Here is a 14,935-nt window from a genome sequence, read left to right on the forward strand (position 1 = left end):
TGAGATGAAACGCATTTTTGCTGCAACGCTGATGATGAGTACGCCGCTGGCGGCGGTACAGGCACAGGAATTAACAGTGTTGACGGCGGGTGACCAAAACATGGTCGACTATGTCAATGAATATCTGGGGCCGCTGTTTGAGAAGCAGCATCCCGGCGTAAAAGTACGTGCCGTCGGCACCGGACCGGGTGATGCGGGGTCGCAGAAGATTCTTGAGCGTTTCAATGCACAACAGGCCGCTGGTGCCAAAGTCTGGGACACCGATGTGGCGGTCGTGCATGAGAAATTTGTCGGCCCGATGGTACAAAAGGGCGACCTGCTGAAATATCGCGATGATATCGCCAGTGGCAAGCTGGTCAGCATGGCCGCTGCGGATAAAGCCATGGGCACAGATGTGAAAGGCTACGTCATGCCGATGTTCAGCAGCCAGACGGCGCTGGCCTATAATCCCGGCATGGTAGCGAATCCGCCTAAAAGTTATGACGAAATCCAGCAGTGGGCCGCCGCGAACCCGAAGATGTTCGGCTACAACGGCATTAAGGGCGGCGCATCGGGCGTGAGCTTCGTGATGGGCTGGATTTACGCTTACGGCGGCGATGCCCAGAAGCTGATGAACGGACCATTTGATGAGGCAGAAGCGAAGAAATGGCAACCGGCGTTTGAGCGCCTGAAAGCCTTTAACAAGAACGTGACGCTGACGCCGGGCAATGCTGGCACGCTCGACATGCTGAGCCGCGGTGAAATCGCGATGGGGCCGGTGTGGGTCGACATGTTCTATTCCTGGAAAGCGAGTGGACAACTGCCGGACAATTTCAAATTGCTGCTTCCTGCGCCCGGTATGCCGGGGCAGCCGATGCACTATGTCATCCCCGCGCAGGCACCGAACCGCGAACTGGCTAAACAGTTTGTCGAACTTGCCACCAGCGCCAAAGTGCAGGCCGAAGGGATTGTGGAACGCTTTAACTGGTATCCGGGGATCGATGCCAAGTACGTTCAGGCCGAGCTGAAGCCCGCTGTCTGGCAGCGTCTTTTCACGGACGTAACGCCTGATGAACTGGCGAGCAAAGGCAAGACGTTCCCTATCGCGCCTTACCACACTGCGATTCTGAACGCCTATGAGCAGGCGATGGCGAAGTAATTATACCCGTCATACTTCAAGCTGCTTGTGCGTTGGCCGCCCTTACTCACCCCAGTCACTTACCTGAGTAAGCTCCTGGGGACTCGTGCGGTTGCCGCCTTCATGCAACTCGAATTATTTAGGGTATATACATTTAGTACCACAGGCGCTCTGGCGGGATGAAGCCAGAGCGCGGAGATATTCATGTTGCAAGTATCCCAATTCTCTTCCCGACTGGCGGGTATCGCGCTTGTGCTACCCGCGCTGGCGGTGGTGGCTGTCTGTTTTATTACGCCGCTGGGGCTGTCGGTTGGGGGCGCTTTTGTCAGTCAGAATGGTGTGGGTGTTGATAATTTTGTCACTGCATTAACACTCTATCTGCCCGATATTCTGTTTACCTTACTGATTGTGAGCCTCGCGACGCTGCTGATTGGCCTGCTATCCGTCATGATCGGCGGCTACCTGACGTTGGGGGAAAGCCCGCGCATGGTGGCGCTGCTGCGCTGGGTCTATCGCTGGCCGCTGTTTATCCCGTTTATCGTGACCGGGCAAATTTTACGCACGTTTCTGGCCAAGAACGGCTGGTTGAATGGCGCACTGGATACGCTCGGTATTGTCGATATGGCCAGCGCCAGCAATTGGCTGGACTGGCGTGGCATCGTATTTGCCTTCGTCTGGAAACAGACGCCGTTTGTGGCGCTGCTGGTCGCGGGCGCGATGGCATCGCTGGATCGCACGATGATCGAGTCCGCCCGTAACTTAGGTGCGTCGCGCTTGCGTATTCTGTGTGAAATTGTGGTGCCTCAGGTTGGGCAAACGCTGCTCACCGGGCTCATTCTCTCTTTCGTCACCATGATGTCGGTGCTGTCCGTACCGATGATGATCAATGCCCAGTCGCCGACGATGCTAACCGCCAACATTGCCTTCCGCATTAACGCCTACGGCGATTATGGCGTGGCGAATGCGTTGGGGGTGATTTCCCTGCTGATGACCGGCCTGTTTGCCGTGATTTATCTCCGCCTGAACATGAGGGATAAGGCATGAAGAACGTACTGTGGTGGATCCCGAGAATGCTGATTCTGGGGACGCTGATCTTCTTGATCTTTGGGCCATTGGCTAACCTCCTGCTGTGGTCAGTGGCGGAAAAATGGTTCTATCCCCATCTGCTGCCCAATGACTGGGGCTTTGCCTTCTGGAAGCGGGTGTTTTCACCGCGTGGGGTAGCCTGGGAAGCGCTGGGGAATAGCGTGCTGGTGGCGGTGTTCACCGTGCTGGCCTCGCTATCGCTGGCGATTCCGGCGGGATATGCGCTGGCACGGCTGCCGCTGCCCGCTCGTGGATTGATACTGCTGGTCTTCCTGATCCCACAGGCATTTCCGAATCTGACGGTGTACGTCAATATCGCTCGCCTGTTTTATCAGTGGGGGCTGAACGGCACGCTGCTGGGCGTTGTGCTGGTTCACACGGTTCATGGGCTGGTATTTGCGGTCTGGATTGCCTCGGCGGCGTTCTCGGCGGTTGGGCGTGAAATGGAGCAGGCGGCGCGTTCAATTGGTGCCGGGCCGTGGCGTGCTTTTGTCGATATCACTTTGCCGCTGGCTATGCCGGGGCTGATGGCATCGGCCATCTTCGTTTTCCTCGAATCGCTGGATGAGTTTACCGGCAGCTATTTCGTTGGGGCACCGGACGTGCAAATGATGCCGCTGCTGCTCTATACCGCGGGGGCGGGTGGTAACTATCAGATCGCTTCCATTACCGCTCTGGTGCTGCTGATTCCTTCCGTGCTGTTCATGCTGGTGGTGGAACGTTTTTTGAAAGCCGACGTAATGGCAAGGATAGGAAAATGACGGCAGGTAAACAGGGCTACGTTAGCGCACAGGATGTTGCTCGTCGGGCTGGCGTATCACGCTCGGCGGTGTCCCGCAGTTTTACCCCCGGTGCCAGCGTGTCGGCTGCCACCTATGCCAAAGTCATGACGGCGGCGCAGGAGTTGGGCTATCAGGTTAACGATCTGGCCCGCGGCCTGCTGGCGAACAGCAGCCGTCTGGTTGGGCTGGTGGTGACGCATCCCGAGGTCGGATTTCGTGCCAATTTGGTTGCAGAACTGTCGCAGGCGTTAATCCAACGCGGCTCGATTCCTGTGCTTATCAATACCGGTCATGTGCGGGAGGCGATGGCCGCCGCGCGTTCGATTCTGTTTGGTCACCGTGCAGAAGCGACGATTGTGCTTTCCGGCTCGCCGCCGAAAGAATTTGTCGAGCTGGCGCAGTTAAACGGCCAGCCGCTTATTGTCATCGGGCGGCACGAACCGGCGTGTGACAGCATACACATTGATAATGACACCGCCGCGCGTATGGCGGCACGGCTGTTTGCCTCATCGGGCAGAACGCGTCTGGCTCTGGCCGGAGCGGCGTCGGCAACGCCTAATATCATCGAACGTGAACAGGCGTTTTGTGAAGAGGCGCATTTGTTAGGGCTGTCCGTCGCTGTGGTGCGTGGTGGTGATACGGATTATGACGACGGGCTGGCGGTGGGGCTGATGCTGTTTTCACTTCCCGAAGCTGCCAGGCCGGATGCGGTGTTCTGCGTTAACGATTTAGTGGCGTTCGGCGTGATCGACCGCGCAAAGCAGTGTGGACTAGCCGTTCCGCAGGATCTCATGGTTATCGGATTTGATGATATTCCGGCCGCAGGGTGGGATGCCTATGCGTTGACGACATTTCGTCAGGATCCCGCCACGATGGCGGCACAGGCGTTGGCGTTGCTCGATCGACGTCAGTCTCAGGTACAAGAACCCGCGTGTCGAGCGAAAGTGGCTGCCCCGCTAATCCGTCGCCAGTCGGCGTAACGGTATTGGCAGGCGATAGCGCGTGGATAATGAAAACCGAGGATAATATGAAACTGATTCAACTTTCCGACCTCCATCTGACCGCACAAGGCGGCAACTTGCATGGTCGCGACCCGGAGCAGCAACTGAAAGCGGCGATTGCCGACATCAACGCACACCATCGCGATGCCGATCTGGTGGTCATCTCCGGCGATCTGTCCGATGACGGCAGTGCGGCATCTTATGCGTTTCTGGCCTTGGCGCTGGCTGAACTCCAGCTTCCCTGGCGTGTGACGATGGGGAATCACGACGACCGGGAGACGTTTTTGGCCCAGTTCCCGACGCTGGCGGATGAAAATGGATTTGTGCAGAACGTGACGTCCGTGGGAGATGATTGCGTCATTTTACTGGACTCGTTGCAGGCCGGTGACGTTGCCGGAACGCTGTGTTCCGCGCGGTTGGCATGGCTGGAGCAACAGCGTCAGGCTGCGGAAGGCAAGAATGTGTTCCTGTTCCTGCATCATCCTCCGATGTCGATCGGGCTTCCGGCGCTGGATAACGTTCGATTAGCCCCCGAGGCAGCAGATGCGCTGTATCAGGTGTGTCACCGTTTCGGCAATGTGCGGCATATTTCCGCAGGGCACGTGCATCGACCTGCTAGCGGCAGCTGGCGAGGAATATCGTTTAGCACGATACGCGGCACCAATCACCAATCCGCGCTGCGTTTCGCTCCGGGATTTGAGGTCAGTCTGGAAGCCCCGCAGTACGCCATTTTTCTGACGACGGAAGAAGGGCATACCGTACATTTTCACGATTTTCCCTGTGGCTGACGGCGTATCCCCTTGCGTTTATGTAGCCTGAGAGATGGTTTCGTGCGTCACAATCCCGCCATTTTCATGCTACCTCGTAGCACACGCCCGACACGGGGCGGCTCAGCGCCGCGCGCCCCGTGACCCCTGGCTTTCCGGCGTGAATTATGTCGCTGCGCGATGCCTTCGTCGGTATCAGGCTTCACGGACCGCTTGCGACACGTACCCTACGTGGCGCAAGCTTTCGCCGCGTCCATGCGGCTCATCCTAAGCCCGTACTCTCCTCAGCATAATTTTTTACGCCGGATAACGGCAAAACCCACGACATCTCTGGGGTTTGCGTATAAAAGTCACCACGCCTGATCCATTATGAACTTTTTTCATTTACCGTGAGCAATCATCACGGTTTGTCGTGCTGAAAAACGTTGACTCTTTAAGTGGATTACGTCATTTTCTATATAGCCGTCTAAACGTATAGACGTGTAGCGAATGATAATAACAGTCACGGTCAACGGGGTAGCAGGTATGAGCTTTTTTCACGCAAACCAGCGGGAAGCGCTGAATCAAAGTCTGGCGGAATTACAGGGGCGCATTAATGTGTCATTCGAATTTTTCCCGCCGCGTACCAGCGAGATGGAAGACACCCTGTGGAGCTCTATCGATCGACTGAGCAGCCTGAAGCCCAAGTTTGTTTCCGTGACTTACGGGGCAAATTCTGGCGAGCGTGACCGTACTCACAGCATTATCAAAACCATTAAAGAACGTACCGGCTTGGAAGCGGCACCTCACCTGACCTGCATCGATGCTTCACGCGAACAGCTGCGCGATATCGCTCAGGATTACTGGCAGAGCGGTATCCGCCATATTGTCGCGCTGCGCGGCGACTTGCCTCCAGAGGGTGGCAAACCGGACATGTACGCGGCGGATCTAGTTTCGCTGCTGAAAGAGGTCGGTGATTTTGATATTTCGGTTGCCGCCTATCCTGAAGTACACCCTGAAGCGAAAAGCGCGCAGGCTGACCTGATTAACCTGAAACACAAGATTGATGCCGGCGCGAATCGCGCTATCACGCAGTTCTTTTTCGACGTAGAAAGCTATCTGCGGTTCCGTGACCGCTGCGTGGCGACGGGCATCGATGTAGAAATTGTGCCGGGCATTCTGCCAGTATCGAACTTCAAGCAGTTGCAAAAATTTGCCACGATGACCAACGTCCGTGTGCCGAACTGGATGACGACCATGTTTGACGGTCTGGATAACGATCCAGAAACCCGCAAAATGGTGGGTGCGTCTATCGCCATGGATATGGTGAAAATTCTCAGTCGTGAAGGTGTAAAAGATTTCCATTTCTATACGCTGAACCGCGCGGAGCTGAGCTATGCGATTTGCCATACGCTGGGCGTCCGCCCTGATGTGGCACGCTGAGGCGACACACAATATTTCAGGAAGAAAGAGGTCGCAGTGCGGTGACGAAGAGTAATGGGATTGGAATGCCTTTCAACGTCACTTACTGCGGCTCTGAAAAGGAGGAGTCTCAGGGATGAGATTCTTATTCATGCAGTTCGACCGACCGCTACTGACCGATTCAATGATTACCTACAGCACCTGCTTTTATCTCTTATCCCGTTTTTATCCGAGTCGTTCCTATAAATCATCGTTTCTATCATCCATAGCAGTACGATGACCGCCTGGCGGCGTTATTAACCATCCTCCTGACTATTCGAATCCTCTATTTCTCTCCGCTTATTCCCATACCGTTAATGACTTTGCCTGCTGGTCAGATTTCCCGGTGTCGAGCGCGGGAGTATCGTTGGCCGACACACACAAAATGCTGTCGCTGCCAAATCGCTTGAAGATGTCAGCCTGCTTGTTATAGCGTGGCTGAAAGTGGCTAGGTCTACCCATGCGGTGCCGAAATCGTAAAAATATTGTTTTATTCCTGTAGAAATAAATAGATACGCTTTGGTGGGATATATTATTCATTTTGGATGTTGATAGGGATTATCGTTCATTGATATCCTATCTATCGCTGTTAGCTATCATGATAAGGAGAATAATAATGAATATTCGGGACTTAGAGTATCTTGTCGCGCTGGCAGAACATCGTCACTTTCGGCGTGCGGCAGATTCCTGCCATGTGAGTCAGCCAACACTCAGTGGACAGATTCGTAAACTGGAAGATGAACTCGGCGTGATGTTGCTGGAGCGAACCAGCCGCAAGGTCTTGTTTACGCAAGCCGGGCTGCTGTTGGTCGAGCAGGCACGAACGGTATTACGCGAGGTTAAAGTATTAAAAGAGATGGCGAGCCAGCAGGGTGAAACCATGTCCGGACCGCTGCATATCGGCTTGATCCCTACCGTGGGGCCTTATCTGCTGCCGCAAATCATTCCAATGTTGCATCGCACGTTTCCCAAACTCGAAATGTATCTGCACGAAGCGCAAACCCATCAGTTGCTGGCCCAGTTGGACAGCGGCAAACTGGACTGCGCCATTCTGGCAATGGTGAAAGAGTCCGAAGCCTTTATCGAAGTTCCCCTCTTCGACGAGCCGATGAAGCTGGCCATTTATCAGGATCACCCTTGGGCGAACCGTGAACGCGTAGCGATGTCCGATCTGGCGGGTGAAAAACTGCTGATGCTGGAAGACGGCCACTGCCTGCGCGATCAGGCGATGGGCTTCTGTTTTCAGGCGGGGGCGGATGAAGATACGCATTTCCGGGCGACCAGTCTGGAGACACTGCGCAACATGGTCGCAGCCGGAAGCGGTATTACGCTGCTGCCGTCGTTGTCGGTTCCGCGTGAGCGTGAGCGCGATGGCGTCTGCTATTTGCCGTGCTATAAACCGGAGCCCAAGCGCACTATCGCGCTGGTGTATCGCCCCGGTTCACCGCTGCGCGGACGTTATGAGCAACTTGCTGATACCATCCGCGAGCATATGCAGGGCTATATGGAAAACCTGTCAAAATAAGCGGTTAAGCCCGTTCAGCGCGGCTACACGGTACGCTTCTGCCATGGTTGGATAGTTGAAGGTAGTATTAACGAAATATTCGATAGTATTGCCTTCACCTTTCTGTTCCATGATGGCCTGCCCGATGTGGATAATCTCAGCGGCGCGCTCACCAAAGCAGTGAATACCCAGAATCTGTTTCGTTTCACGGTGAAACAGAATCTTCAAACTCCCCACATTCATCCCAACAATCTGCGCCCGTGCCAGATGCTTGAACTGTGCCCGCCCGACTTCATAAGGCACTTTCATCGCGGTGAGTTCTTGCTCGGTTTTTCCCACGGAGCTGATTTCCGGGATGGTATAAATGCCGGTTGGGATATCTTCGATCAGATGCGCGCTGGCATCACCTTTGATGATCGCCTGTGCGGCGAGTCGACCCTGATCGTACGCTGCCGATGCCAGGCTAGGATAGCCAATGACATCGCCGATGGCATAAATATGCGCCAGCGCCGTCTGGTACATGCTGTTGACCTTGAGCTGCCCGCGGCTGTCGGTGCTCAGGCCGATATTCTCTAGCCCCAGCGTTTCCGTGTTACCCGTGCGCCCGTTGGCATAAAGCAGGCAATCCGCCTTCATCTTTTTGCCTGACTTCAGATTAACGATAACGCCATCAGACAGCCCTTCAATACTCTCGAACTCTTCGTTGTGGCGAATCACCACGCCGTTGTTCCAGAAATGGTAAGACAGGGCGTCCGACATTTCCTGATCGAGAAAGGCCAGCAGCCTATCGCGGGTATTGATTAAATCGACCTTAACGCTCAGGCCGCGAAAGATAGAGGCATATTCGCAGCCGATAACGCCCGCGCCGTAAATGATGACGTGCTGAGGCTCGTGGTCGAGTTGCAGAATCGAGTCGCTGTCGTAAATACGCGGGTGATTAAAGTCGACTTCTGCCGGATGATACGGACGTGAACCGGTCGCGATAATGATATTCGCGGCGGTCAGCGTTTCGTGGGTATTGTCTGGGTAGTGAACGGCAATCGTATGTGCATCGATGAAGCTGGCTTCACCGGAAAACAACTCGCACTGGTTACGCTCATAAAATCCTTGTCGCATACGGGTTTGCTGACCAATGACGCTGTCGGCGTGGCGCAGGATGTCGGAAAATGAGGAGCGGATAATGCGGGAGTTGTCACTGTAGAGGGGGTTTTGATTGAACTCGATAATACGGCTGACGGCGTGGCGGAGGGCTTTGGAAGGAATCGTACCCCAGTGGGTACAGCCGCCGCCGACATTGTAGTGACGTTCAATCACCGCAATTTTGGCGCCGTGCTTGGCCAATCCCATTGCTGCACCTTCACCGCCGGGACCAGAACCAATAACGATGGCATCGTAATCGAATTGATGTTGTAGAGTCATGGTAGGTTAAACCTGTTTTTATACAAATTAATAACGCGACTGTAACATTGCGCATTGTAACATCGACTGCGGCAGAACCCAATCATCCCTGCCTTTACTATGGAAACAGATTCTCACATTCTTAATATGGCAAACTTTGTCTCATTCTGCGGACAATAAAGTTTGCTATAGTGCCCCTCTGGAAAGGGGAGTAGATCATTTGGGCAGCATAATGGGTGTCAGAGCACAACAAAAAGAACGGACTCGTCGTTCCCTTATTGAAGCTGCATTTAGCCAGTTAAGCGCTGAACGCAGTTTTGCCAGCCTGAGTCTGCGTGAAGTTGCCCGAGAAGCGGGTATCGCGCCGACGTCTTTCTATCGTCATTTTCGTGACGTGGATGAGCTGGGGCTGACAATGGTTGACGAAAGCGGGCTGATGCTGCGTCAGTTAATGCGACAGGCCCGACAGCGTATTGCCAAAACCGGTAGCGTAATCAGGACGTCGGTTGCCACCTTCATGGAATTTATCGGCAATAATCCTAATGCGTTCCGGCTCTTGCTGCGTGAGCGCTCAGGGACGTCGGCGGCATTCCGTGCGGCGGTCGCACGGGAGATTCAGCATTTTATCGCTGAGCTGGCGGATTATCTTGAGGTGGAAAACCATATTCCTCGCAGTTTCGCGGAAGCGCAGTCGGAAGCGATGGTGACCATTGTTTTCAGCGCGGGGGCGGAAGCCCTGGATGTTTCTCTGGAACAGCGTAAACAGCTAGAAGAGCGGTTAGTACTGCAACTGCGGATGATCGCCAAAGGTGCTTATTACTGGTACAGAAAAGAACACGATAGTAGCTTTACCGTGCCATAAATCCTCTATACCAACAACATGAAAAGGGAGAATCCATGACAGAAAAACCTCACCAAGAAAAAGGTACGCTGGTGCTGGCGTTGATTGCGGGCTTATCCGTCAATGGCGCATTCGCCGCCTTGTTCAGCAGTATTGTTCCGTTCTCGATTTTTCCCCTGATTGCGCTGGTATTGTCCATTTATTGTCTGCATCAACGCTATTTGCACCACAGTATGCCGGAAGGCATTCCGATGCTGGCGGCGGCCAGTTTTCTGCTGGGATTATTGATTTACAGTGCCATTGTGCGCGTTGAATATCCCGCCATAGGATCGAACTTTATTCCGTCAATCCTGTGCGTGGTGTTGGTTTTCTGGATTGGCCTGAAACTGCGCCGCAGAAAAGAAACGGATTCCGTATCCGCAGAAGAGAACGAGACGCTGTAGCGAGTGCATTCTGGCGGGGGTGACCCGCCAGGTTGTGTGCTGTTACTGACGCTTTTCCAACAGCACGCCACACTCCATATGGTGGGTGTAAGGGAATTGATCGAACAGCGCCAGACGGCGAATGTCGTGGGTTTCCGAGAGCGTTTGCAGGTTGTTGCTCAGCGTTTCCGGGTTGCAGGAAATATAAAGAATGCGCGGATACGCCTGCACCAGTTTCACCGTTTCGTCATCCAGTCCGCTGCGCGGCGGGTCAACAAAAATGGTCTCGCACTGGTAGCTCGTCAGATCGATACCCTGTAATCGGTTAAACTGGCGTACGCCCTGCATAGCCTGCGTAAATTCTTCCGCTGCCATACGGATAATCTGCACGTTCTCTATCTGGTTCGCCGCGATATTATATTGTGCCGCCGCGACGGAGGGCTTGGCGATCTCCGTCGCCAGTACGCGTTCGAAATTTCTTGCCAGCGCGAGTGAAAAATTGCCGTTGCCGCAATACAGCTCCAGTAAATCTCCCGTTGATCCCGCTGTCGCATCCAGCGCCCATTCCAGCATCTGAATATTTATCGCGGCATTCGGCTGCGTGAAGCTGTTTTCTACCTGTCGGTAAATCATATCCCGACCTGCAACCGGCAGGCATTCATCGACATAATCGCGATCGAGGCAGATTTTAGTTTTCGTCGCGCGACCAATCAACTGTAGACGGAACCCCTGTGCGGTCAGGCTATCGCGCAGCGCGCGGGCATGTTCCTGCCATTCCTCATCCAGTGCGCGGTGATACAGCAGAGAAACGATCACTTCGCCGCTCAGGGTGGACAGGTAGTCTATCTGGAACAGTTTGCGGCGCAGGACGGAATCGGGCTGAATGGCGGCAAGCAGCTCCGGCATCAGGCGGTTTATCAGTTCACTGGCAGCCGGAAAGCGGTCGACCCGAATGCGCTGTTTGGTTTGCTGGTCAAACATGATGTGATAAAGCTCGTCGCCATCGTGCCAGATACGGAATTCGGCGCGCATCCGATAGTGACTGACGGGAGAACGGAAGACGACAGGCTCCGGTGCATTGAACGGTGCCATCATCCCACGCAGACGCTCGGTTTTCTCTGCAAGCTGGTCGTCGTATTGTTCGATGGGCAGGATTTCTGGCGTCATGGTTTTCTCGTCAACAGCGTCTAAAAGGGTGTTATTGGCCGGGAATTGTAGGGAATCCGGCCAGGAAGTCCAGTTTTGTTACGTGATTATCCTGTAGTGATATAGAAGTCTAGACTTCCACAATTCGCGATTGTAGGATGAGCGTCCGGCCTTGTACCACAAGTTAAAAGGGAATCCAGTGTAAATCTGGAGCTGACGCGCAGCGGTAAGGAATGCCCCGGCGATAGCATTATTATGCAGACACTGTCTTCAACTTTTGAGGATGGGAAGTCATCGCTTTCGTTGTATCCCCTACCGTCGTTGACGATTTGTGGGACAACGGCATCCAAGCCCGAAGACCTACCGGAATACGTCGCAATTGGTTCTGCATATCGCGTGCTATTAACAGAGCCTGCGGCATCCTTATTATTTCTCGGATGCTTTAACAATGATTAAAAAAATTTCGCTGCTGACGGCGCTTTCTGTCACGGCATTTTCTGGCTGGGCGCAGGAAAACAGTTCATCTCCAAATTCGTCATCGGAGAAAAATGCCGATGATATGGTAGTCACAGCAAATCGTTTCGCACAGCCAGTTTCTTCGGTGCTGGCATCAATTGACGTGGTCACTCGTGATGACATCAATCGGTGGCAAGCGAAGAATGTTTTGGAAGTTATGCGTCGATTGCCAGGGGTGAATATTGCTCAAACTGGTGGGTTGGGACAAAGCGCATCAATGTATATTCGGGGCTCGGAAGCACGTCATACGTTGGTACTCATTGATGGTGTCCCTATTGCTAAATACGGTATTACAGGCGATCCAGATTTCAACCTTATCCCTATTGCTTTAGTACAGCGCATTGAGTTTATGCGTGGTCCACGTTCGGCGGTATACGGTGCCGACGCTATTGGTGGCGTGGTTAATATCATTACGCAAACAACAGAAAATAAAACAGTACTTAATGCAGGGGCTGGTTCGAACCGCTATCAGGAATATAGTGGAAGTTTGCATCAGTCGGTTGGTGATAGCACGCGAGTCTCTTTAGCTGGAGCTTATCAGGATACTCGGGGATTCAATGTTTACCCGGATTCATCTAATCAGGCGTTAGACTCAGATAAAGATGGCTGGCGCAATAAAACATTCTGGGCAGGTGTTGAACATCAGTTTAACGATTCAATTTCTGGGTTCTTCCGTGGCTACGGTTATGGCAGCAACGGTGACTATGATGCGCTTTCCCAAGACTTTGGTTTTCCTATTCAAAATGAACAGCAGAGCTACAACCATACCTATAGTGGCGGGTTGCGATTCTCCCGGGAAAATTATGCTTCTCAGTTGATTACCAGCTATCAGAAATATACTTCAATCCAATATCTCAGTACTCAAGGGCGCTATGGTGCTTATAACTCTCAAGATGATATTGACCAATATGACGTGCTGTGGGGGAATACCTTGGCGCTCAGCCATGGTATGGTCAGTGCGGGTATTGACTGGCGCCAGCAGAAGTTAACTTCAGAAGGTGTTAGTTTTAATACACTAAACCGCGAGAGTAACCGCTATAAGCAGGATAACTCAGGTGCCTATTTAACCGCGCAACAGCAATATGGTGCTGTTATTCTGGAAGGATCTGTACGCGGTGATGACAATGAGAAATTTGGTAGACATGGTACTTGGCAGCTTGCATCAGGCTGGGAATTCTTCCCCGATTACCGAGTAAGTCTCTCCTATGCGACAGGCTTTCAGGCACCCACTTTGGGACAGTTGTATGGGCAGAAGCGTTTCGATATTGAATCAAATGAAAACCTAAAGCCTGAAGAGTCGAAACAATGGGAAGCCGGATTGGAAGGTTTAACCGGGCCGTTAAGTTGGCGTTTGTCGGGTTATATTAATAAGATCGATAATCTGATCGCGTATGAGTATGCTTTTGCAACAAATACCGGGACTTATTATAACGTTGATGCAGCAACAATGAAGGGGCTGGAGTGGACGGGATCATTTGAGACTGGTGTACTGAATCATCAAATCACTTTGGACTATCTTGATGCCCGTAACGATGAAAACGATAAGGTTTTGGCCCGTCGCGCGAAGCAGCAAGCAAAGTACCAAGTTGATTGGAACCTGTATGACGTCGATTTTAATCTGAGCTACCAGTATGTAGGTAAGCGGTTTGATAATGCAGCAAATACCCGCCGCCTACCTAGCTATAGTACGGTTGATGTTTCCGCCTCATATCCGATCACCTCTCATCTGACAGTTCGTGGTAGAATCGCCAACCTGTTTGATAAAGATTATGAGACGGCATATGGCTACCGCACGGCAGGGCGAGAATACTATCTCACAGGAAGCTATACCTTCTAACCTGCCATCCCGTCCTACTGTTCTGGTCTTCGATTCCGGCGTAGGCGGGCTGTCTGTTTATGATGAAATCCGGCAGCTCTTGCCGGATCTTCACTATATATACGCATTCGATAACGAAGCGTTTCCGTATGGTGAGAAATCACAGCAGTTTATTATCGAGCGCGTGGTTGAGATTGTTAACGCAGTTCAACTACGCCATCAGCTCGCATTGGTTGTGATCGCCTGCAATACAGCGAGTACGATTTCCCTTCCTGCGCTACGTGAGCGTTTTACTTTCCCTGTCGTGGGCGTCGTCCCTGCGGTGAAACCTGCGGCTAAGCTGACGCGCAACGGCGTTGTCGGCCTATTGGCGACGCGCGCAACGGTTCAACGCCCCTATACCCACGAGCTGATTGCCCGTTTTGCGACGGATTGCCAGATTTTGTCATTGGGATCGTCAGAACTGGTCGAGTTAGCAGAAGCGAAATTGCAGGGGGAGACGATCACCATTTCTGAACTGCAAAGAATTCTGCGCCCTTGGCTACGTTTACCTGAACCGCCAGATACGGTTGTGCTTGGGTGTACGCATTTTCCATTATTAGCAGAAGAACTGAAAATAGCCTTGCCAGATGGTACACGTCTTGTCGATTCTGGTGCTGCTATAGCTAAAAGAACAGCATGGCTGATTGCTAATTTGGATAATCCGCCACTTTCGACAGATAAGAATCTGGTTTACTGCTTGGCGATTACACCTAAAGTTGCCACGCTGTGGCCAATATTGCAGCGTTATGGCTTCGATTCGCTGGAAAAACTGCCACTTTGATAGCCTTGTGGGCAAATAGTAGACAAACGATATTTTTTTTGCATTTAGCGCTTGTCAGCCGCCGAGAAGTCCCTATAATGCGCCTCCACTGACACGGCAACAGCGACACGCCGTTGCGGTGACAGGAAAAAAGATTCAACGAAGGCAGTCAGTAATGACTTGACTTCACAGCGGAAAAGCATAGTATATGCAGCCCGCGCCACCGATGAAGTGGCACTGCTCTTTAACAATTTAATCAGACAATCTGTGTGGGCACTCACAAGACCGTATCTTAAC

15 protein-coding genes and 1 riboswitch are annotated in these 14,935 nt (G+C 52.8%); of the genes, 11 read left to right on the forward strand and 4 right to left on the reverse strand.

The features are described from left to right. The first annotated feature begins 4 nt into the window (after window positions 1-4). The 6 genes from ACIPUG_RS11015 (at window position 5) to metF (ending at window position 6,175) form a co-directional block, all read left to right on the forward strand. Window positions 5-1,138: an extracellular solute-binding protein gene (locus tag ACIPUG_RS11015; protein WP_039552835.1), complete on the forward strand. Its 1,134-nt coding sequence runs from the start codon at window positions 5-7 to the stop codon at window positions 1,136-1,138. 183 nt (window positions 1,139-1,321) lie between these two features. Further along, on the forward strand, window positions 1,322-2,161 hold the full coding sequence (locus tag ACIPUG_RS11020; protein ID WP_014916987.1) for an ABC transporter permease: 840 nt from the start codon (window positions 1,322-1,324) through the stop codon (window positions 2,159-2,161). Continuing rightward, a complete protein-coding gene (locus tag ACIPUG_RS11025) occupies window positions 2,158-2,964 on the forward strand; it encodes an ABC transporter permease (protein ID WP_039281140.1) in 807 nt (268 codons plus the stop codon). Before ACIPUG_RS11020 ends, ACIPUG_RS11025 begins: the two co-directional genes overlap by 4 nt. Then, window positions 2,961-3,965 (forward strand): LacI family DNA-binding transcriptional regulator, encoded by a 1,005-nt coding sequence (locus tag ACIPUG_RS11030; RefSeq protein ID WP_400338401.1) that lies wholly within the window; start codon window positions 2,961-2,963, stop codon window positions 3,963-3,965. Before ACIPUG_RS11025 ends, ACIPUG_RS11030 begins: the two co-directional genes overlap by 4 nt. Further along, window positions 3,917-4,774: a phosphodiesterase gene (locus ACIPUG_RS11035; RefSeq protein WP_400338403.1), complete on the forward strand. Its 858-nt coding sequence runs from the start codon at window positions 3,917-3,919 to the stop codon at window positions 4,772-4,774. The genes ACIPUG_RS11030 and ACIPUG_RS11035 overlap by 49 nt, the downstream gene beginning before the upstream one ends. Before the next feature lie 504 nt (window positions 4,775-5,278). After that, window positions 5,279-6,175 (forward strand): methylenetetrahydrofolate reductase, encoded by an 897-nt coding sequence (gene metF, locus ACIPUG_RS11040; RefSeq protein WP_014916983.1) that lies wholly within the window; start codon window positions 5,279-5,281, stop codon window positions 6,173-6,175. 318 nt (window positions 6,176-6,493) lie between these two features. Here the strand turns inward: metF and ACIPUG_RS11045 are convergent, their stop codons facing one another. Beyond that, complete coding sequence (locus ACIPUG_RS11045) at window positions 6,494-6,655, reverse strand: hypothetical protein (RefSeq protein WP_205595791.1); 162 nt, start codon at window positions 6,653-6,655, stop codon at window positions 6,494-6,496. A 154-nt stretch (window positions 6,656-6,809) separates the two neighbouring features. Here ACIPUG_RS11045 and oxyR point away from each other — a divergent pair, with 154 nt between their 5' ends. Further along, the gene (gene oxyR / locus ACIPUG_RS11050; protein ID WP_010281486.1) at window positions 6,810-7,718 is read left to right on the forward strand and encodes a DNA-binding transcriptional regulator OxyR; all 909 of its coding nucleotides are present in this window, start codon (window positions 6,810-6,812) and stop codon (window positions 7,716-7,718) included. Here oxyR and sthA read toward each other — a convergent pair. After that, window positions 7,710-9,116 (reverse strand): Si-specific NAD(P)(+) transhydrogenase, encoded by a 1,407-nt coding sequence (sthA, locus tag ACIPUG_RS11055; protein ID WP_014916982.1) that lies wholly within the window; start codon window positions 9,114-9,116, stop codon window positions 7,710-7,712. The genes oxyR and sthA overlap by 9 nt on opposite strands. Window positions 9,117-9,327: 211 nt before the next feature. On the opposite strand from sthA, the gene fabR reads away from it, so the two are divergent. Together fabR and ACIPUG_RS11065 are read left to right on the forward strand one after the other, a co-directional pair. Then, window positions 9,328-9,957, forward strand: coding sequence for an HTH-type transcriptional repressor FabR (gene fabR / locus ACIPUG_RS11060; RefSeq protein ID WP_014916981.1), 630 nt, complete (start codon window positions 9,328-9,330; stop codon window positions 9,955-9,957). 35 nt (window positions 9,958-9,992) lie between these two features. Next, window positions 9,993-10,379 (forward strand): YijD family membrane protein, encoded by a 387-nt coding sequence (locus tag ACIPUG_RS11065; RefSeq protein ID WP_014916980.1) that lies wholly within the window; start codon window positions 9,993-9,995, stop codon window positions 10,377-10,379. Between the two features lie 42 nt (window positions 10,380-10,421). On the opposite strand, the gene trmA is transcribed toward ACIPUG_RS11065, so the two are convergent. Continuing rightward, entirely contained in the window at window positions 10,422-11,525 is a 1,104-nt protein-coding gene (trmA, locus tag ACIPUG_RS11070) for a tRNA (uridine(54)-C5)-methyltransferase TrmA (protein ID WP_014916979.1), read from the reverse strand. A 129-nt stretch (window positions 11,526-11,654) separates the two neighbouring features. Beyond that, window positions 11,655-11,887: riboswitch (cobalamin riboswitch) on the forward strand. Window positions 11,888-11,952: 65 nt separating this feature from the next. On the opposite strand from trmA, the gene btuB reads away from it, so the two are divergent. Together btuB and murI are read left to right on the forward strand one after the other, a co-directional pair. Next, the gene (gene btuB, locus ACIPUG_RS11075; RefSeq protein ID WP_040033340.1) at window positions 11,953-13,857 is read left to right on the forward strand and encodes a TonB-dependent vitamin B12 receptor BtuB; all 1,905 of its coding nucleotides are present in this window, start codon (window positions 11,953-11,955) and stop codon (window positions 13,855-13,857) included. After that, the gene (murI, locus tag ACIPUG_RS11080; protein WP_039275758.1) at window positions 13,802-14,659 is read left to right on the forward strand and encodes a glutamate racemase; all 858 of its coding nucleotides are present in this window, start codon (window positions 13,802-13,804) and stop codon (window positions 14,657-14,659) included. Before btuB ends, murI begins: the two co-directional genes overlap by 56 nt. A gap of 44 nt (window positions 14,660-14,703) precedes the next feature. On the opposite strand, the gene ACIPUG_RS11085 is transcribed toward murI, so the two are convergent. Continuing rightward, on the reverse strand, window positions 14,704-14,935 hold a 232-nt coding region (locus ACIPUG_RS11085), incomplete at its 5' end, for a hypothetical protein (protein WP_400338405.1).

The sequence above is a fragment of the Pectobacterium sp. CHL-2024 genome (assembly GCF_044751765.1).
GTDB lineage: Bacteria > Pseudomonadota > Gammaproteobacteria > Enterobacterales > Enterobacteriaceae > Pectobacterium > Pectobacterium brasiliense.